The 19,743-nt window shown below is 69.3% G+C and carries 12 protein-coding genes; 4 read left to right on the plus strand and 8 right to left on the minus strand.

What is annotated here, in order from left to right; genetic code table 11:
* The first annotated feature begins 6 nt into the window (after positions 1 to 6).
* Positions 7 to 5,376, plus strand: a complete 5,370-nt coding sequence (gene mads8, locus ABD143_RS21810; RefSeq protein WP_343981412.1) for a methylation-associated defense system ATP-binding protein MAD8 — start codon at positions 7 to 9, stop codon at positions 5,374 to 5,376.
* Between the two features lie 312 nt (positions 5,377 to 5,688).
* Here mads8 and ABD143_RS21815 read toward each other — a convergent pair whose 3' ends face one another.
* The 3 genes from ABD143_RS21815 to ABD143_RS21825 form a co-directional block, all read right to left on the minus strand.
* The gene (locus tag ABD143_RS21815) at positions 5,689 to 6,732 is read right to left on the minus strand and encodes a hypothetical protein (protein WP_343981415.1); all 1,044 of its coding nucleotides are present in this window, start codon (positions 6,730 to 6,732) and stop codon (positions 5,689 to 5,691) included.
* A 331-nt stretch (positions 6,733 to 7,063) separates the two neighbouring features.
* Positions 7,064 to 7,669, minus strand: a complete 606-nt coding sequence (locus tag ABD143_RS21820) for a hypothetical protein (RefSeq protein WP_343981418.1) — start codon at positions 7,667 to 7,669, stop codon at positions 7,064 to 7,066.
* A 426-nt stretch (positions 7,670 to 8,095) separates the two neighbouring features.
* Positions 8,096 to 8,323, minus strand: coding sequence for a hypothetical protein (locus ABD143_RS21825; RefSeq protein ID WP_343981421.1), 228 nt, complete (start codon positions 8,321 to 8,323; stop codon positions 8,096 to 8,098).
* Between the two features lie 81 nt (positions 8,324 to 8,404).
* Here ABD143_RS21825 and ABD143_RS21830 point away from each other — a divergent pair, with 81 nt between their 5' ends.
* Entirely contained in the window at positions 8,405 to 8,614 is a 210-nt protein-coding gene (locus ABD143_RS21830) for a MerR family transcriptional regulator (protein ID WP_343981423.1), read from the plus strand.
* A gap of 346 nt (positions 8,615 to 8,960) precedes the next feature.
* Positions 8,961 to 11,288 carry an SIR2 family NAD-dependent protein deacylase gene (locus ABD143_RS21835; protein ID WP_343981427.1) on the plus strand — a complete coding sequence of 776 codons (2,328 nt, stop codon included), beginning with the start codon at positions 8,961 to 8,963 and terminating at the stop codon, positions 11,286 to 11,288.
* Here ABD143_RS21835 and ABD143_RS21840 read toward each other — a convergent pair.
* Together ABD143_RS21840 and ABD143_RS21845 are read right to left on the minus strand one after the other, a co-directional pair.
* Complete coding sequence (locus ABD143_RS21840; protein WP_343981430.1) at positions 11,268 to 12,683, minus strand: ADP-ribosylglycohydrolase family protein; 1,416 nt, start codon at positions 12,681 to 12,683, stop codon at positions 11,268 to 11,270. The two genes, ABD143_RS21835 and ABD143_RS21840, sit on opposite strands and share 21 nt — an antisense overlap.
* A complete protein-coding gene (locus tag ABD143_RS21845) occupies positions 12,680 to 13,504 on the minus strand; it encodes an ARPP-1 family domain-containing protein (protein WP_343981433.1) in 825 nt (274 codons plus the stop codon). Before ABD143_RS21845 ends, ABD143_RS21840 begins: the two co-directional genes overlap by 4 nt.
* Positions 13,505 to 13,573: 69 nt before the next feature.
* Between ABD143_RS21845 and ABD143_RS21850 the strand changes: the two genes are divergently transcribed.
* Positions 13,574 to 14,275 carry an NUDIX hydrolase gene (locus tag ABD143_RS21850; protein ID WP_343981435.1) on the plus strand — a complete coding sequence of 234 codons (702 nt, stop codon included), beginning with the start codon at positions 13,574 to 13,576 and terminating at the stop codon, positions 14,273 to 14,275.
* 69 nt (positions 14,276 to 14,344) lie between these two features.
* On the opposite strand, the gene ABD143_RS21855 is transcribed toward ABD143_RS21850, so the two are convergent.
* From ABD143_RS21855 to ABD143_RS21865, 3 genes are all read right to left on the minus strand, one after another.
* The gene (locus tag ABD143_RS21855; protein WP_343981437.1) at positions 14,345 to 15,322 is read right to left on the minus strand and encodes a restriction system modified-DNA reader domain-containing protein; all 978 of its coding nucleotides are present in this window, start codon (positions 15,320 to 15,322) and stop codon (positions 14,345 to 14,347) included.
* A 736-nt stretch (positions 15,323 to 16,058) separates the two neighbouring features.
* Entirely contained in the window at positions 16,059 to 16,751 is a 693-nt protein-coding gene (locus tag ABD143_RS21860) for a TY-Chap2 family putative peptide chaperone (RefSeq protein WP_343981440.1), read from the minus strand.
* A 72-nt stretch (positions 16,752 to 16,823) separates the two neighbouring features.
* The gene (locus tag ABD143_RS21865) at positions 16,824 to 19,496 is read right to left on the minus strand and encodes a DEAD/DEAH box helicase (RefSeq protein WP_343981442.1); all 2,673 of its coding nucleotides are present in this window, start codon (positions 19,494 to 19,496) and stop codon (positions 16,824 to 16,826) included.
* Positions 19,497 to 19,743 lie beyond the last annotated feature (247 nt).

The following is a 19,743-nucleotide window of genomic DNA, read 5'->3' on the forward strand; positions in this document are numbered from 1 at the left end:
GGTCACATGACGATCACCACCGGCCTGCACCTGCTCTCCGGCGACGAGCTGGCCGTCGCGCTGGAGGAGCACCTCGCACCGCGGCTCGCCTCGCTGATCGGACGGCACGGGCCGGGGCACTGCATGAGGTGCGACGATCTCGACGTCGAACTGGCCACTCGGCTGTGTCGGCGGCTGCGCTCCTCCACCGGCGCCCAGGTGCACGTACTCGGCCGGCATCCGGACGTCGCCGAGGATGTCGCGGCCTCCAGCACTAAGATCGTCGAACTGCGTAACCCCGCAGCCGGTGACGAGCTGAGACCGCCGCTTCTCGTGTTCGTCCCGCCCGGTGCCCGGGCCAGCGCCGAGGACTCCTTCGGCGTGGCGACGTTCGAGCAAGTCACGTTCGGCGCCGTGTACGAGACCCTGGCCGAAGAACTGCTCAGCAACCTTCCCGAAGAGACGGCCGCCGGAGTGCGGGAACTGTTCGCGGTTCTCAGGGACGAGAAATGGCCCGTGTCGGACGGTCGCGCTCGATGCCGGTATCTGCTCACGATCTCTCGAAACGACCACGATCACAGTGCCGCAGGCGCGGCCGTCCACGAACTGGGGCTGGTGCCCGACCCCGAACTGTTCACCGGCTCGATCACCAGTCGCGCGGCGCACAACCTCCGTACCGTCCGGCGCCTCGACGACTCCCCCCGGCCCGACCGGGCGCGCGTGCTCGGCCTCGGGCTCACGGACCCCGAGTTCCGACGCGAGCTCACCGAGTTCGCTTCAAGCACCGGCCTGTCCGACCCGCTGCGTTGGACGCGGTCCATCGTGGCCGAAAGGGAGAACTGGCGGTTCTTCTTCGGCAACTGGTCGCTGAGGGAGGACACCAGCTACGACGAGATCGGCATCGAGGTCGACGACATCGATCTTCCCGTCGCCGGTGACGGTTATCAGGACACGGCCAACCCGGCACTGCGCGGGATCACCGGTCAGCGTTACCTGCCGGTCGGCGCCGGCGGGATGCGTGAGATCACCGTGCCGTTTCGACTGGACCGCGATCCGCACCAGGTCGCAGGCCTGGCTCGGTTCCGCATTCAGTTGATGGCCGAGTACACCGACGGAGATACCTCCTCGGGGACACCCACCGAGATCGCCACCGCGATGAAGATCAGCTCCACCGCCCGCCTGGGCTACAAGGCCAAACTGCGCAAGCTGACCCAGTCCGGGCTGGAGGAGGGCTGGCACTACGTGCGGGTCACCCCGCTGGATTCCGACGGGCTCCCGATCGGGCTGAAACGTGATGGCGCCGAGGGCCGCCCCAGCCAAGAGAGCGAGCGCTTCTACGTCCTGCCCGACGGCGACCACGACGGCCCACCGCCCACTCAGCGCGCGCATCGCGCAGCAGGCGTCACCCAGGCCGCCCGCGCGTTTGAGTTCTCCGCGGCCGCGGAGGGGAAGTCCGCCGGGTCGGTGGGTCACCGGTCCACCCGCTGGCAGGATCCGCCGCGCGGGGCCGCCACGACGGGGCCCCGAACGCTCGTGTGCGACTTCGGGCCGGACGGCCTCGTCGACGTCACGCTGTCGGCCCACCTCGTGGAGCTGCAGCAGCGGATCATCACGAATCCGGCAGTCGCGGGCCATTGGGGGCTAGCTCTGTCGGTGACCGATGCAGCGAGCTCCGTCGGCGCCGCGACCCTGGAGGCGGGCAGCTGGGCCGACCACGTCGACGCCGGTCGTCGTGACGCCTTCCTTGCTGCACGGGCAGCGTTGTTCGCTCGGATCGCCAACCCGTCGGGCGACACGTCGGAGCCGACAGTCGTCGAGGGGTGTGACCTGCTGCCCGCCATCGACCAGGTGGTCTCCTACGTCGACGCCTATGCCACCCTCCTCGACGAGCGCCACGGACTCGCCGAACACCGGGCCGCTTCTGACGTCGGCGCCGTCACCGCGCTGGCCGACCTGGCCCGCATCGACACGGTGACCGTGACGCTCACCGACCACCGCGACACCGCCTACGAGATCGTCCTGGTGGCGCCGACCCATCCGCTGCGCATCCTGTGGCTCGCTGCATGGGCGGTGATCGGACACCGGTGGGCGTCCGAGGCCGATCGCGCGACCTCGGCGGCGGCCGGGCGCGCCCTCGCGAGGCTGCGGCCGCTGGGGCATCCACTGGTCGTCCCGCGCCCTGCCGCCCAGCTCGCGCTGGCCGCGTTCGACCTCACCCCGTACTGGGGGGTGTGCCTGCCCGACGGGACCGCCGATCCGCAGGGTCTGCTGGCCCTGCTGCAGACCGCGCTCGGGGTACCCGGGTGGGATTCTTCCGGCGACATCTGGTCGGGAGCGGCGATCGCCGACCGTTTCGAGTTGTACCTCCGCCAGCACCCCTACGTCCGGACGCTGCTGGTCAACGCCGTCAACATCGGCCGGGGCGAGGAAATCGCCCAGGCCGTGACACTGCTCCGGGATCGCCCTGGTTACGCAGAGGTCGAATTCGACCTCCGGCTCTATGTCGGCGATCCCGAGGCGCCGGGCAGCGCCGACGCCGTCCTCGAGCTGCTGGACGGACCGGACGCCCTCGCGCACCTCGCGGTCGCGGTACGCGACCGTTCGGAATTCCACGACTCTACGGAGGACGCGGCGCACGTCACCGTGCTCTTCGACGCTCTCAGCGCGGAACACATCGGCACAACCACTGTCGATCGTGACGAGCCGCGCCGGCTGCTCCCGGTGCACGGGCTGGTCCAGGAGATGCTGGTCGAGTACTCCGATGACCCCGACGCTCCGACCATCTGGCGTAAACGCCCCCGCATAGGCGTGGCGTGGGAGCTGGACGGAGCCGAGGAAATCACCGACGTCCTCTCGACATTGCCCGCCGCGCTGGCGTCGGTAGCGGCGGACCTGGCCACCGGCCAGTTCGTGGCCAACCGCGTGCCCGAGGTCTCCCTTGCCCTCACCGCGGACGATTCCAGCCTGCTCGATCACGCCCATCGCTGCAGTGACTGGGTGATCACGGTCGACCGGACGCTGGGCATCGAGTTCTTCGACGCGCCCAGCAGACCGCAGCGGCCCGACTACGTGATCGACTACGCCCCGGAGACCGGCAATGCACTCGGGCACCACATGGTCGTCAGCTCACGTTCGCTCGACGAGCTGCGGACGTTATTGACGCCGATCCTCCGCGACAGTGGGCTCGACGTTCCCGCCAGGCACGTCCGCACGTTCTTCGACCAGCTCCGGCTGCTGTCCGGTCGGCTCGCCTTCAAGATCGCGTCCCTGGCGCCCAACCAGCGCACCGAGGTACTCGGGCTGGCCCTGGCCCGCCTCTACCTCGAACGCCACGGGGTGCTGGCCAACCAGGTGCTGGTTCCGCTGGACGCTCACCTCGACCTCTACGACGAGGTGCGCCGGACCACCGACACTGCAGCGGGCAACCTCCGCAGGACCGATCTCGCGCTGTTCGACCTGGACCCGACCGCCCGTGTTCTCACCTGCCGGCTCGTCGAGGTGAAGTGCTACACGTCCGAGGCGAGCGTGTCCGGGTACCAGCGGCTGAAGGACGACATCCGCACCCAGTTGACGCGCAGCGCCGAAGTGCTCGGCACGCATTTCGATCCGACCATCGTGCGTCCGGATCGGGTCGCGAAGAACTACCAGTTGGCCAGCCTGTTGAGGTTCTACCTCGACAGGGCGCTGCGCCACGATGTCGTCACCGCCGCTGCCGGGGCGAGCGCGGGAACGCTGCTGGACTCGTTGGACGGCGGCTACCAGTTGCAGTTCACCCGCTCAGCGCTGATCTTCGACCTGACCGGCCGCAGCTCGGAGACCGAAGTCGACGGCGGGATCGAGTTCACCCGCATCGGCCGCGACGTGATCCAGGAGCTTCTTGACGGGGTGCCGACCGGGCCGTTCGGGCGGGCGATCGACCCGACATCACAGCCGGCCGATGCGGGATCGCCGATGGATCTCGTCCGACGTCCGCGCGCGGCGTTCGAGGCGAACCCACCACGCCCTCCGGCTTCCTCTCCCGTAGACACGCCGTCAGAGGGGGCCGCCGGTCCGATCGACGACGTCCCGGACCGCGCACCCGCAGTCCGTCCCGACCCGACTGAGCGATCAACACAGCCTGCCCCGCCGACAGGGCAGGCCGAGGCGGATCAAGCCCGGTCGCAGCCGGACTCGGCCGATCAGCATGCGGCCGCGTACGAGCCGGACATCATCGTGGGAACCTCGAGGCCGACCCCACAGTTCGGGATCATCGGCGAGACTGCCCCCGACAAGCTCGTCGCGATGGACCTCAACGAGACCCACACCGTGAGCCTGTTCGGCGTGCAGGGCGGCGGAAAGAGCTACACGCTGGGCACGGTCATCGAAGCGGCCACCATGCCCGCAGCCCCGCTCAACCGGCTTGCCCATCCGTTGGCGACGATCGTGTTCCACTACAGCGCCACCCAGGACTACGCCCCCGAGTTCACCAGCATGAACGCGCCCAACGACGACACCGCCGCTGTCGCCAGGCTGCGCGAGCGGTTCGGTATCGAGCCGCAGGCACTCGATGACGTCGTACTCCTCGCCCCCCGCGACCAGTGTGACCGGCGACGCGAGGAGTACCCGGGCCTCGACGTCCGAGCCCTGACCTTCAGCTCCTCCGAGCTGCAGGCCGCGCACTGGAAGTTCCTCATGGGCGCGGTCGGGAATCAGGCCACCTATGTCCGGCAGCTCAACCGCATCATGAAGTCGCACCGCGACGACCTACGCCTCGACGTGATCCGATCCGCGGTCGAGGCCTCGTCCATGACCGATCACATCAAGCAGCTCGCATTGCAGCGCCTCGACCTGGCGGGGGACTACATCGACGATGGCGCCCGCATCGGTGATCTGATCGTCCCCGGCCGACTCATCATCGTCGACCTCCGCGACGAACTGATCGAAAAGGACGAGGCGCTCGGGCTGTTCGTGGTCCTGATGCAGCTATTCGCCGACGCACGTGGCGACGCAGGAGGATTCAACAAGCTGGTGGTATTCGACGAGGCGCACAAGTACATCGAGAGCCCGGACCTGGTCAAGGGACTGGTGGAGAGCGTCCGCGAGATGCGACATAAGGGGATGAGCGTGCTCGTCGCGAGCCAGGATCCGCCGTCGGTACCGGTCTCGCTGATCGAGCTGTCCGATCACATCATCGTGCACAAGTTCACCTCCCCAGCGTGGCTCAGACATCTCCAGAAGGCCAACGCGGCATTGTCCACCGTGACTGCGGACCGCCTTGCCGAGCTGAAGCCAGGTGAGGCCTACCTCTGGGCGAGCAAGAGTACGGACGCCACCTTCAGCGAGCGCATGGTCAAAATCCGGACGCGGCCACGGCTCACTCGACACGGCGGGGGGACCCGGACGGCGACCGGAACCTAACCGAGGCCTGCAGTCGCAATGGCGGGATCGGGGAAGAGCGAGCTGGGCCTCGTCGATGCATGCTGAGATCGGGAACACTCCAAAGAGGTCCTCGCCCAATTGGCGGCTGTCGAAGGCGTACGACTCGAACTGCGAGTCAAAAATCACTGCCCGTGCGCCCGGAGGCTTCGACGAGGCCAAGATTCGCACTGTCCGAGAGAACGCGACCGTGCTCAAGTTCTCGGACTCGGGATTCGAGCCCAGCTGAGGATCCATGCCCTCGCGGTCAGCTGCGATTCGGCGGCAGGATGCCGCCCGGCCGACCGGTATCAGTCAGAGCGGCATTCCCTCATCGATCCACTGGTACGCCGTGAGCTTCTCGCCATTGATGCCGGTGTTCACCGCCCAGCCCATTGCGGCGTCGGACAGCGGGTAGCGCACCTCGTCCTGCGACGACGCCCAGAGCGATGCGAAGAGCCGGGCCAGCCCCAGGTCGGCCTTCAACGCGCACACCACGGCGGGATACTCGGAGCGCACCAGCTCACGGAACGCGTACACCTCCGCGCCCTCCTCGAACACGTAGTCGATCTGCTCGTCGGCGTCGACGCCGTCCGTGCCGGCCAGCAGCCCGAGGACGAACGAATCGATCCGCGGATACTCACCGAGGGCAGTGGCGTCGTCGACCGGCCACGCCCCCGCGTAGCCCTGGTCGAAGGCACGAACGCAGAACTCGTGGTACGCCACGCGCAGTGCGATCAACCGACAGACGACGCGCGCTCGCTGCACCTGGGTCTCGAATCGCGTGAGACCGGCCCGACGCAGCGCACCCCAGGCGTAGCGGGCCCACGCGGTCTCCGACCCGACCACCCAGACGTCGAACACCGCGTCAGCGATCTCCGCGACCTCGTCCCACCCGTCGTCGGGGTCTGGGTCCTGCCCCGTGCCATCGGCGAGCATCCGCTGGAACTCGTCGTCCTCGTCCTCGTCCTCGTCCTCGTCAAGCTCGTCCTCGTCGGCGTCGAATGGCTCGGGTTCGAGGGTCAGGCATCGCCGATACTTCTGCAGCCCCGCCGTGATGTCGGCGATGTCGCGGTCGTAGTCGAGCAGCGACGCCGTCCACAGCAGCTCCAGTGACCCGCAGACGTCGTTGGCCGCGCTCAACAGATCGGCGACGTGACCGCGATTCGCGGGCACGATCATGTCGTCCATACCCGATCGCACGCCCCATTGCAGGGGCGGCTCGACGTGCTGCTCGACCCAGTCGTACAACGTCCGGTAGGCCGACCGTGGGCCGTCGGTGTCGTAGTCGTCCGGCGTAGCCAGCAGGGCCTCGCAGACAGCTTCGGCCAATTCCGTCCGCTGGTGGAGCAATCGCATCGCCTCGTCGTACTCTCGGGGCGTCAGGTTCTCGGGGTGCACCGTGTGAATGCCGCGGCGCGTCCGCCCGGCCGTCCACTCTCGCCCGCACGCGGTGCAGCGCGTGGTCGGAGCGGACTCGGGCATCAACCACCCGGCGACCACGACGTCACCCTGCTGGGCCAGCTGGTATCGGACGTCATCGGGGCGGCCGTACTCGATCGCAATGCCCGTCCGCGCGCGGCAACCCGGGCAACGGATCGGTTCCGGCTGTGACATAGCGCCTCATCCTGCCGTGCGACCCCGGCGAGGCGCAGGGTGGCATACGGCGGTCGACCGAAAGTGGTGCCGATCAAGGACAACCCAGTTCGTGCCAGCGGTGACGACCGGCGAACCACCGACCCGAGAGGCGGGACTTTCGGTAGGTGCCGAGCCAGCCCAATGGCCTGCACACCACGTCTATCTGCCACGACCTCCCGGATGGAGTTGGCGGCAGCGCGTCACCGACGCGGTACAGGGTGGCGTACCACCCGAGGTACTCATCGAGCAGCAGAACGCCTCGGCCCGGCTCGCTCGGCAGCCGCGGCAGTCCGGCCACGAAGCGATGCGACGCAGTACCCGCGACCGGAGTGATCACGTGCATCTGCAGGTGCATGGAGTCGTTCCCCCAACCGTCCAGCTGGCCATCCCAACCCGCCGCCCGGTTGAGCTTGTTGATCCACTCCGCGGGAAGCGGCTGGAGCGTCACGCCAGGCACCGTCTCGACAGCCACCCGCTCCACGATCTTGGGGAAAGACAGGCCCGGGCTCCACGCCACGAGCTCCACGACGTCCGCGCCCCACCATCGGTCGACGAGGGCCAGGCGGGCGTCCGTACTCGGCCTGCCCGCATCGAGCCACCGGGCCAGACCGAGATCCGGCCGAGGCCACCCGCATCCGAACAGAAGCACCTGGAGCACCGGCGACCACCACGCGATCACGTCGTCGTGATCAGCGGGTCGCGGTCGCGTCGGTAGTGCCTCCGGACTCCCCGGGTCAGCGATCGTCCGCCACGCCATCGGCAGATGCCGCACCCACGGACCGCGGTCGCCGGTCGAGGCGTCCGGGTTGATCACGTCAATTCCCCTATGTGAGTCTGCGGCACAGGGAGCCTTTCCCAGTAGCGGGGCTGGGCGGCGGGGGCGGCCACACGCCGAGGGGCGATGGGTTGATCAGGCTGGGTGCAGGACCTCGGCAGAAGAGGCGGTCCGCCTAAAGATCGACTCTGACCGAGATCCTGCGTGCCTGATCCTGTCAGCTACACCGCCGTACTCCCGATCGGGGAGTCCATCGCCGGACTCGCCGAATGAACCAGACTTGACTCGATCTTGCCGACTTCGTCGGCCTCAGCAAGCTCGCGTCTTTCGCTTCACTCGGACCTGGCGCGCCGCATCGGCCAGGGTCCACAGCGAACACGGCCACGCCGTCTGTGGCGTCCCGCGGCCGGGGGTCGTGCACTCGACGCACAGCCCGTCGTCGTTCGGCAGGTGGTCCGCCATCAGCCGCTCGATCATGTCCCGCCGCGTCGCCAACTCCTCGACGAAGGACGTCCAGCTCCCCCTGGGGCGTGTCACCTGAGCGACTTTAACGTACTCCGGCGCCGATTCAAGACAGGTCCGAGCAAGTGAGGCTTTGGCTGACATAGCGTCACTGACGTGCAAGAACCGCTGGTGTCGACGGGAGAGGCCGCCCGGCTACTTGGGCTGAACCCAAGGACGTTGGCGCGCTACGTGGAGCGCGGCTGGATCACCCCGGACCTGACACTGCCGACCGGGCAGTTCCGGTGGGACGTCGAGAAGCTGCGGCAGCAGATCAACGCGCTCCCGCGCGACCGCTCCGGGCAGGGCGAAGCCGAAGGCGAGTGACCCCCACCCCCTCCAGTGCGGAGGAGACGTCCCGCAGCTGAACGGGATCTGATGGGGAAACGATCTTGTTTGATGAACTGGAGGGCCGGAGAACCGGCCTCTAACAGGCATTTCTACTGGACGGGTGGGGTTCGAACCCACAACCTGACGGGTTCCCTCGTCCGCTGATCTCCGAAGGTTAGAGGCGTTTTGAATCTTGGGCGGCGTGTCCACAGCACGTGTACGCCACCGGGGTGGCGGGATCGGCATTTCGCCACTCTTTCGGCTGCCGCGCACGGCCTGCAGCAAGCGTCGCTCGATCGTGTCGTGCCACAGCTTCTTGCCCTGTACTCATAGGCTCGCCGAGGTGTCCGCTCCCCACTCGATTCCGACCGCGCTTCGGTCCGCGATCGACCACTGGCGACAAGCCGGGCAGCCCGACCAGCAGAGCGTGCGCTGGCCCCGCGAGTCCTGGCTGCGCGCCTTCCCCGAGCTGAGCGGCCTCCTGGCGTCGCTGCCGGAGCAGATGAATCGCGCCGAGGCGGCCGCTGTCGCCGCCCGGACGCGGGACGAGCACAGCGCGGTCGGGGCGTTCATCGCCGCCATGATCTGGGGCTACGGGCCGATCGGGTACGGGCCCTTCCGGGCGCGGCGCGTGGTCGATCAGAATCCCGACGCCCCGGTACGGCTTCTCGCCTGCGCCGAGACCGCGCGGAACGAGGGGCCCCTGGCCGCGTTTCGCTGCCTGGCCGACCGACCGCTCCGGTTCCTCGGGCCGGCGTTCGGGACGAAGTACCTCTACTTCTGCACCCGCGCGGTGGCCGACCGGCACGACGGCCGCACCGCACCTGTCCTGGATTCGGCGGTCCGGGAGTGGTTCGCCGCACAGACGAACGTGCAGCTGAGCGACTCCTGGTCCGTCCCGGAGTACGCCCGGTACCTCGACGTCCTGCAGAGCTGGGCGACGGAGCTCGACCTTGCGATGGACGTCGTGGAGGGCGTGATCTTCCGGGCTCAGATCGCACAGCAGGGCAACGCGATCTGGGCGGAGCCGTGGGCGATCGCGGCCGCGGAGGCGGCAGAGGTCTCCGTCGCGCGGCGTCCGGCGCCGGCTGCCGTCGAGGCAGTCAAGGAACCCGGCGCCGGCGCCGGTCCTCACCCCCACGTCTTCGTCGTGCCCGGCGACCTCACCCACCTCGCCTCCGACGCTTGGCTGCTCCCGACCGACAAGACCTTCGACGTCCGGCCGTGGTGGCGACCGAGCGTCCCGGACCTCGATGAGCGGATCACTGCACTGGGCGCCGCCGCGGACGACTTCCGCATGGAGAAGTCTCGCGCGCTGGTGCTGCCTGACTGGCCGGTGACGAGTCCGCAGCCGGTGCTGGTGGCCGTCCCGTACGGAGGTGTCACGGAAGCAGAGGAGATCGCTGTCCCATTGACGGAGGCCCTGCGCGCCGCCGCTGTCGCCGCTCGCACCCGTGTCGGGCTTCGCGTTCCGACCGCCCGCCGCGCGCTGCCGCTGGTCGCGCTGCCGTTGTTCGGCTCGTCGGGCGGCGGTGGCGATCAGTTTCGCGGGCAGCTCATCCAGCAGATCCTTGACATCGCAGGGCTCGTCTCGTGTGAGGAGCGCGTCGACGTCGCACTCGTCCTCCGCGAGGCGCCGGACCTCGCCCAGGCGCACGCGATTCGCCGTGCCTCGCCGCAGGCTTGGCGAGAGCTCGACGAGGAGCTGGTCATCCGCGCGCGGGCCCTGGCCCAGCATGCGCGCGCCGGTCGCCTGGTGCCGTTCATCGGCGCCGGGGTCTCGGCGACCGCCGGCCTGCCGCTGTGGAGCGACCTGGTCGCGGCGCTCGCCGACGGACGCTTGCCTGCCGATGAGCGCAGAGACTTCGAGCGGCTCGATGTGCTCGACCAGGCACACGTACTGCGTCATTTGCATCCGGACCGTGCAGCGTTCGAGCGCGCGGTCGCCGACCGCACCCGAGCCGAGCGGTACGGCCTCGCGCCGGCGCTTCTCGCGGGCCTCCCCATCCGCGAGGCGGTCACCCTCAACTACGACGAGCTCTACGAGACTGCCGCCTCGGATATCGGGCGCAGGCCGGCGGTGCTGCCGGAGGAGACAGTTGGCCCCGATGGACGCTGGCTGCTCAAGCTGCACGGCACGGTGGCTCGTCCCGAGACGATCGTGCTCACTCGCGAGGACTACCTCGGCTACGGACGGGGTCGCGAGGCGCTCTCCGCGCTGGCGAAGGCGATGCTGCTGACCCGTCACCTGTTGTTCGTCGGATTTGGGCTCGTGGACGACCACTTCCACGAGCTGATGCACGACGTCCGCGAAGTGCTTCCGCCCGCCGATCGTCGTGGGAACACGCTCGGCACGGCCGTGATGCTCTCGTCGAGTGCGCTACAGAAGCGGATGTGGGGCCGCGACCTGAAGCTGGTGGCCGTCGGGGGAGAGGACGTCTCGCACCAGGCACGCCGACTGGAGATCGTCCTCGACTGCCTGCTCGCATACGCCGACCAGGGCTTGTCGTTCTTCCTCGACGGCCGCTACCGCCACCGGCTCACCGCGCCCGAGCAGCGGCTCCGCGAGCGTCTGCTCGATCTCGCGGCCGAGGCCGGCGCGGACGAGCGGGATACGCCTGCGTGGACGGAGGTCGAGGCCCTGCTCCGCTCACTGGGTCGTCGCGAGTAACCTGGCGACGATCGACGGGCGCGGACGGGCCGACGGCAGCACGGCGCGGACCCGCCGCAGCGCGGTCTCCCGCGTCGACCCCGTGATGAGCGCGCCGTACGCCGCAGCGACCACGGGAGTGCGCGTCTCGGCGAACGCACAGTGCACCAGCACCGTCTTGCCCTCGGCGCGCAGGTCCCGGACCACGGAGGCGGTGTCGGCGAGCACGCCCGGCAGGTCGAGGTTCGCGTCGTCACGGTCGATGATCCAGACCTCGATGTGGTCGGACGCAGGCACGCCGGCCAATGGCGCTTCCCCGGCGCCGAGCCGGCACAGGCTGACGACCGCGTCGGCGACGCCGGGCCGCAGGGCGCCGACCGCGCCGAGCAGCACTCCCGGGTCGTCGGGGTGCGGGACCGTCCACTTCGCCGAGCCGCCGTAGCTCGGGACGGTCGGGGCGCTCGGCCAGCCGTCGCCGTCCGGGCGGCCGCGGCGGGCGGCGAGCACGGCGAGCCGGGTCAGGTCGCGCGCCCGCAGTCCCGGCCAACCCTGGAGCATCCGCCGCCAGCGCGCCGGCGCCGCGCTGCCGCCGTACCGGGCGCCGAGCAGCGCGCCGGCGATCGCCGCGACGGTGTCCCCGCCGCCGCGCACCGCGGCCTGTATTCCTTCCTCCAGGCCGTTGGCGTGCGCGACCGCCGACCACGCCGCCTGCAGCGCCGCGACCACCCAGCCGTTGCTCGCCGCGAACCGATCCGGCGTGGAGCGCTCCGCCTCGTCGAGGAGCGCAGCCCACTCCGGCCCGACGTACCCGAGCCCGACCCGCACGTCGAGCTCACCCGTCCGCACCGCGTGGTCGATCGCCAGGCACCACAGCACGCACGCATCGCCCGCCTGCGGATCATGGTGGGTCAGGCCGCTCACCGCGCGGGCCGCCCGCGCGATCGCCTCCGAATCGCCGAGGTGCGCGAGCGCGACGGGGCCGGTGCGCATCAGCGACCCGTTGCCCGCGGTCCGCCCGGTGTGCGCGTGCAACTCGGCAGCCCGCGTCCGCATCCGGGCCGCCGCGCCCACCTCGGCCGTGCCACGCAGCGCCCTGAGGACGGCGCGAGTCTGAATGCCGGCGTCGGCCGGGCCGTCGGCATACCAGCGCAGGAAGCCGGCGGCGATGCGGTCCAGCGCCACATCTTCGCGCAGGTCGGCGCCCGTCGCGGCCACCTCGGCGATGACGCACGCCATCTCGGTGTCGTCGCTCCACTGCCCCGGGGCGTAGCCGCCGAGCCCGCCGCCCAGCATCCGGGCCTCCTCGCCGGGCCACGGCAGCGGACGACTGCCGTACTCGTAGGGCACGCCGACGGCGTCGCCCGCGGCGGCGCCGACCAGGACGCCGACCGCGCGGTCCAGGTTCACCCCGCTCATGCCGTCACCAGTTCGTGCCGCGGGTTGATCGCCACGGTCTGCACGGCCCGGCCCCGCCAGCCCAGGACCGACACCTGTGCGTACGGGGTCGCACCGCCGGCGCGCTCCCGGTCGGTTGCAGTGAGCGGAACGGTCTTGACCCGCTGCACGAAGCGCCGAGCCCGGCGGCCCGGCGTCTCGACCGGCGGCGCGGGCACGGCATCGACCGCGGCGGCATGCAACAGCCCGTCCCACACCTCGGCCAGCGTCTGCGGCGAGTCGAAGACCTCGAGCAGCAGCGGCTGGCCGCCGACGCCGATCAGCACGCCGCTCTGGTGCCGCAGCGGCCGCAGTCCCCGCACGAGCGCCGCCGCCGCGTCGTCAACGCTGCGCGTGGTCTCCAGGAGCGACTCGGTCTCGCTCTGGCCGTAACGGCGCACCCGTTCCCACACCTCGTGCTGACCGGCCGCGGCCCGCACCTGGACCGGGGCTCGCCGTCCACTCCGGACGTGCTTGCCGGCGCCGTGCCACCGCCCATGTTCCACGCACCGCACCTCGAGCACGACCGACGCGCCCGGGTCCACGACAACCGACCGTGCCGCGACCCGGTGCTGCCAGCCGCCCTCGAGCAGCTCCCCCTCCAGCACGAGCGCGGGCCGGGCGCCCGCGTTCGTCACGACGAGCTCCCCCACGACCGGCGACCCGGCCCGCTCCGTCACCTCGATCGACGGGGCGTGCAGGTCGTAACCGCGCTTCTCCACCGCCGCCCCGTTGAACACGGGGAACACCGTCAACGCCCCGCGCACAACCGGGTTGCCCACATGCACGTCCGCTAGCTCCATCACACACTCCCCTAGTTAGCGCATCTGCGCGCTAACAAATAAGAGCACATGTGCGCTAACTTGTCGAGTGTGACGTGGCGCGACTCCTTGAGCCGGACCCTGGCCGACTACCCCCACCCCTCCATCGCCGTGGACGTGGCCCTGCTGACGGTCACCGAGGACGGGCGGCTCGCGGTGCTGCTGCACGAGCGCGAGGAGCAGTACGAGACCGGGCGGTGGTCGCTGCCAGGGACGTTCGTACAGGTCGACGAGACGCTGCGGGTCGCGGCGCTACGGGCGCTGCGGAAGAAGGTCGGGGTGACGGGGCAGGAGCCGCAACAGCTCCGCGTGTTTGACGCGGTGGACCGGGATGACCGGGGGCGGGTCATGAGCGTGGCCCATGTCGACCTCGTTCCGTCCGACCGGCTGGAAGGAACGACCGGGACGCTCCGGCGGGTCGACAGCGCGACTCGGCGGCCGGTCCTCCCGGACGGGCAGAACGGACTTGCCTTCGACCACGACGAGATCGTTGAGACCGCCGTCAAGTGGGCACGGGACGCCTATCGGGAGCGGCCGGACCCGAGGCGTCTGATCGGCGAGGAGTTCACGCTGCTGGAGCTACAGCGGGTGCACGAGGCGGTGCTCGGGCGGCCGTGGCAGAAGGACACCTTCCGACGACACATGGTGCAGTACCTGGACGAGACCGGCGGCCTCAGCCGCGGGGCCGTTGGTAAGCCGGCGCGACTCTTCCGTCGCACGTCACCACGCGGCGAGCACTCGCGCCCCATCTGAGCCGAGGTGCCAATTCAGTCCACTTCGCCATGGCCGACATGCTGGGATTGGAATCCTTCCCGCTCTCGGTCAGTTCGCAAAGTTGAGTTGAAGGTCCGGACCGTGCAACGTGCCCGAGCCGTTGTCGCCCGGCGTCGCCGGATGCGCGATCGCCTGGCGAATCTGGTTGAGGGTGCGTCCATCCGTCGCCAGCCGCCAGGCGTACCAGCCGTCGTAGGACACCACGTCGGCTGCGCCCATCGCCGCCCCGGAGGGGGAGCCGAACTCGCGCCCGTCGCTCAACCGGATCTTCCCGTTGGCCAGCAGCGTCGCCTCGTGCTTCTCCCCCTTCTTCGGGCGGTTCCAGATCAGCTGAGCCGGGGTGCTGACGCTCTCGGCCACCTCTGTGAGTGTCACCTCCCGGAAGTCCCTGGTCCCCGGCTCCGCCGCCACCACAAGAACCGCAGATGCAGCAGGTGCCGCTGCCGGGAGGACCGGCGCCGACACCTCGGGTTCGCTCTCCCACTCCACGTTGAGGAAGCGCCGACCGCCCTCGGCGTCGTCGATGTAGAAGGCCAGCTTCAGCAACTTGATCGGAAGGTTGTGCTGGAGCAGGAACTCGAGCGCCTCATACGTTCGTGGTTCGAAGTTCCGCGCCACGAGCACCAACCGCGGATCGCGGACGATGAGCCGGGGGACCTCGGAGTCGGTGAACTCCATCCAGTCTTCCCAGAAGCTCTGCGGGCCGCCGTGGTACCGCTGCGCGAGCTCGTCGAGCCCGACGTTACGGGCCCAGCCTGCGTACTCGAGAGCCTGCGCCAGCTGGTTCCGATCGACGTCGCGCTTGACCTCGATCACGACGACCCGACCGGTCGGATCGAGCGCGATCACGTCGGGCCGACCCAGGGGGAGGACGGGCTGGCGTGCGACCCGGAAGAGGTTGTCGCCGGTGAGCTCCTCGAGGTTGTCCCAGAGCAGATCCTCGATCTCGGCCTCGTAGACACCGGCTCCGATCGCCTGCTGGCGGAACGGGACCAGCGTCTTCTCCTCGAGCTCGAAGATCGGCATTGGCGGTCCTTCCTTGACCTGCGCTCGGCTTGGTTCGTTCAGCTGATCAAGCTAGTGCACGGCCGCCGGCGGCGGCCCAGCTCGTCATGAACGGTGGACGGCGTCGGCGACGCCGGGGCGCAGCGCCCCGGCCGCGAGCAAGGACGCCTGGGTCGTCCGGGTGCGGGACGGTCCCTCGCGGCCAGCCGGCGTAGGTGTCGGCCAGCTGTCGGGGTCGGGCCGCCCGCCGCGGACAGCGAGGCTGCCGGGCGCGATCATCCGTCAGTCCATTGGACATCAACGAGGCGTCGCCCTTCCTTCGCACATCGGTGGCAGATGGCGTCTGGCATCGCGCAGTCCTCGTCGACCGGGTATCCATCCTCGACTGCGAAGCAGCGCGGCAAGACTTCCATTGCAAGTTGGTGCTGAACCCAGCACAGGTCAGGCGAGATGACCACGTTGCTCTCTTCATCGAGTCCGACCCCAGTGAAGTCTCCGGGTTGCTGCCGGGTGACCCTTTGAAGCACATCAGCAAGTCGACTTGCCGCGCTTTGCCCGGATCCCTGACGGGACAGCCTGTCGTTCATGACTCCCTCTCCTACTTACTTCTTTCTTACGCTGAAGGCGTGTCACGCGAAGTACCGAGCCGTGCGAGACAGCTCCAGAGTCGTCGTCTGCAGACCCAGGGGGTCTTGGCCTTCTCCAAGTCCGAGTGTCGGCGCCAGCCACCGCGGTGCTAAACGGAACCGCCCGGACGTCACGGCAAAAAACTGCCGAATACGGACGCGATGAGGGCCGTCAACGAGCGCCCGCTCTCGCGATACAGACGCGGTAGCCGAACATGCGGTCGATCCCGGAGGTGCAGGCCTCCATCTGAGTCGACGACAGCCAAGGGCTCGGCGTCTCCGCTGAGTACCCAGAACCGGTAGTGGGGCTGGCCGAGTATGTCGTCGGCACGCCTCTGGGAAGCCGCTTCGCGAACGGTCGGGAACTGCTGGAGCTGAGGGTTGGGTTCGAAGGCGCCGTCGGCGGAGTCCAGCTGCCCGTTGCGGGCGTCCCATTGGCGCTTGTCGTTCACGAGTGAGCTCAGCACACGACTGATCACCCGGTATCCGAGAACGGCGGGCGTGCTGGCGGGCGTGGTCGTCGGCGACCTGAACCCGGCGCCGGCCTCGAGTCGGCGGACGACGTCGTGGGCGTCGGCGGAGCGCAGCACCTCTTGCCATTCGATCGGCTCGAATTCCGCTCGCGCCGACACGTGGATCCGCCCTTGTCGGTTCAGTTGGATGAGACTCGCCGGATGCGGTCCTGGGCCGACGATGGTCAGGCAGTCGTAGAGGCCTCCGCCCGGGTGTGTCTCGATCAGCCGCAGCTCAGGGTGACGGCGGACGATCTCGCTCGCGATCCACCAGGATTGGGCGATGACGAAGCGCGGCGCGATCTCGCTCACCAGGCCTGCTCGTTCAGTCGTTCTGTCGCATAGGCCCGAACCCCGAACGCGGAGGTGCGTTGACCCCTTCGGTCACCCTGCCGCGCTGAGGTCGTAGCGTTCGGCGAGGGTGTCGAGGAAGTGATCATGTTGCTCGGAGTTCGGCCACATCGCTTCCAGGCGCCGGAACTCCGCGTCGTGGCCCTGTCGCGGCAGCAGGTGGTGCAGGACTTCGTGCCATAGCAGGTACTCCAGGTTCTCGTCAGGAATCTGGGTTTGGGGCGCGGACAGGAGCCGGTTCACCCAGATCTGGGGTGTGCCGCGCCGCGGGCCGCTGATCCGCGGGGCCCAGTAGGCGAAGACCGTGTTCGTCGGGTTCCGCGTCCAGTCCACTTGCAATGGGGTCGCTAGGAGATCGAGGTAGTGCGGGTCGTCTGCCGCGAGCAGTGACCGCGCGTGGGCCTTCACCCTGCCGAGCAGTTCACCCAGGTCCCGATCGGAGTGACGAAGCTTTGCCTGCGGCCGGGATGCGCCGGACCGTCTCCTCGGGTCCTCCGGGTTGAAGCGGCCGTGGGCGTCGGGCAGGCCGAGTGAGAACAGCTCTTGGTGGACCGCCTCGTAGAAGGCATGAAAGCCCGGAAACATCGATCGGGCCAGGCTGGACTCGAACCGCTTTCGCAGCCAATCCGACTGTTCGGAGGGTGTCATCGGCTGCGCCCCCAGCTCGCGGGCGAGGGCGCGCACGCTGAAGACCGCGCGCAGCGGCTCGAAGGGCGGCTCGATCCGCTGGGCCCGAATGAAATCCACGACCGCCTCGACGTCGCGGCGCAGCGGCCGGGGCACCGGTAGGTCGTCGAACAGGTCGAGGGGGCCGCGCACGCCCAACGGCTTGCCGTGCAGCTCGGCACGGATCAGCTCGTCGTAGCGGCTCCTGGTGTGGTCGAAGACCGGCGGACTGAGATCGTCCAGCCGGAAGAAGCCGACGAGGGTAGCGCTGGTCATGGCCGGCAAGCCGCTCTGGCCGCGGATCCGCTCGCGGTAGCCGCGCAGCACCCGGTACAGCACGTCCTCGGAGACCGGTCCGCCCGTGAGCTCGTCGATCACCCGCGGCAGGAGGTGTGGGCGTTCGCCGGGCAGAGACTCGCCCTCCTGCTCCCCGTCCATCGGGATTTCGACCGGCGCCAGGACGTCCACATCGTCGTCCCAATGGTCGCGCATGTCGACGATGTGAGCGGCCGGGTCGCCACCGCTGAGCGGGCCCCGCAGCACTCGTCCGATCATCTGCCGCAGCAGGATGCGGCTGGTCGTGGGGCGGGCCAGTATTGCGGTCCGGGCGTCGGGCAGATCGACCCCCTCGGTGAGCATGCCCACGCTGACCAGCACGGTGGGGCCAGTGGCCGCGCGGAACTGCTTCAGCACGTCCACGCGCGACATCTCCGCCCGGCTGTGCACCACAAGGGCGTTCACGTCTCGCTCGCGGAACCGCGCGGACAGCCGGTCGGCGTGCTCGATGTCGACGGCGAACACCAGGGTCTTGCCCCACTCGGCAGGCCGATCCAGCCACGCTTGGACGACGGCCTCGTTGCGGCGCTCGTTGTCGAATCGGCGCAGCACGCTCGCGGGCAAATCGGGGCCGCCGAGCTGCCTGCGCTCGGCCTCGCTGAGCTCGACGTGCTCACCGGTTTCGACCGTGTGGTGGACGGGTCGGGCGAGCACCCCGCTGCGGATCAGCTCGCCCACCTCTGCAGTGGCGATGGTCTGCGGGAACCGCTTGCGCAACCGCTCCGTTGCCCCGTAACCGCTCGGCCATGGCGTCGCGGTGAGCCCCACGAGGAGCGGATCGGTGACCTGCTGTATGTAGTCCAGCAGGTCCTCGTATGTCGGTGCGACAGCGTGGTGGGCCTCGTCAACCACCACCACTGCGGGGCGGGCTCCGAAGAATCGTCGGAGCCGCTTCTTGGCCGCCTCGTCGAGCCGCCCGCGGAGGCTCTGCCGGGTCACTATCGCGACGTCAAGGTCCTCGTCGGCCAGCGTGGTCGCCGGGCTGGCGCCGTTGTGGATGCGCCGCAGGGTGCGGCTGAAGCCGCGCGGTCGCGACGCGGCGACCTTCGCGAACGAGAAGGCCGCCTGCTCGACCAACTCCTGCCGGTCGGCGATCCATAACACGGTGAGTTCGCGGTCTTCGTCCATCCGTTCGAGCAGCCACCGCACCAAGGTGTAGGTCTTCCCCGCCCCGGTGGGCAACACGAGCAGCCCGCTGCGGTCGGCGGCGCGACGAGCGCGCGCCATCCGGTCCAGGCTGGTCCATGCCTGCAGCTGGTGCGGGTAAGCGTCATTGGTGTCCCGGCGGCCCTCACCGAGCAATGTCCACTGTGCGGAGTCCGCGGGTACGGGCGGCGCCGCGATAGTCTGCGCCGGTAGCCAGCGCCGGTGTGCCGAGACGAACGCGTTCCGCACCAACAGCTTCAGGTTGTGGGTCTTGCGGCGCTCGCGGACGAACGCGATGCGCTGTTGCTTCGTCCGCAGTCGTACGTCGCGCGCATCCCCGGTGAGGTTGTGCTGGACGTGGTTGACCAGCTCGTCGAGGCGCTGGTTGTCGAGCTGTGGCAACCATCCTGACCGCAGGGGGTCAATGAGGACATCCATGTGCCGCATCGCGGGCGGGGACCCCAGCACCTTGCCCGCCAACGTCGGGAGCTGCTCTTCGGCCAGGCCCCGCAGCGCCGCAAGGTCCTCTCCCCCACCATTTGATTGGTAGACGGCCACAAGCAGTGACCGGATCAACGACCGATCGACCGCATCCCACGTGAAGCGCGTGGAGTACCTCCGCCCGTCAGCCTCGCCACCCACTCCGAGCCTCCCCTATCCGTCGGCGGCCTCGCCCGGGCCGACTTGGCTGCACACGATGTGGTGATCTCACGAAGATCGCAGCTGAACAATCGGACGAGCAAGCCCGAGCCGGTAGCGCCGCCCGATCCAGCAATGGATACGAAAACGCTCCGGAACCTGGACG

Origin of the sequence: Pseudonocardia aurantiaca, assembly GCF_039526725.1 — a bacterium.
Taxonomy (GTDB): Bacteria; Actinomycetota; Actinomycetes; order Mycobacteriales; family Pseudonocardiaceae; genus Pseudonocardia; species Pseudonocardia aurantiaca.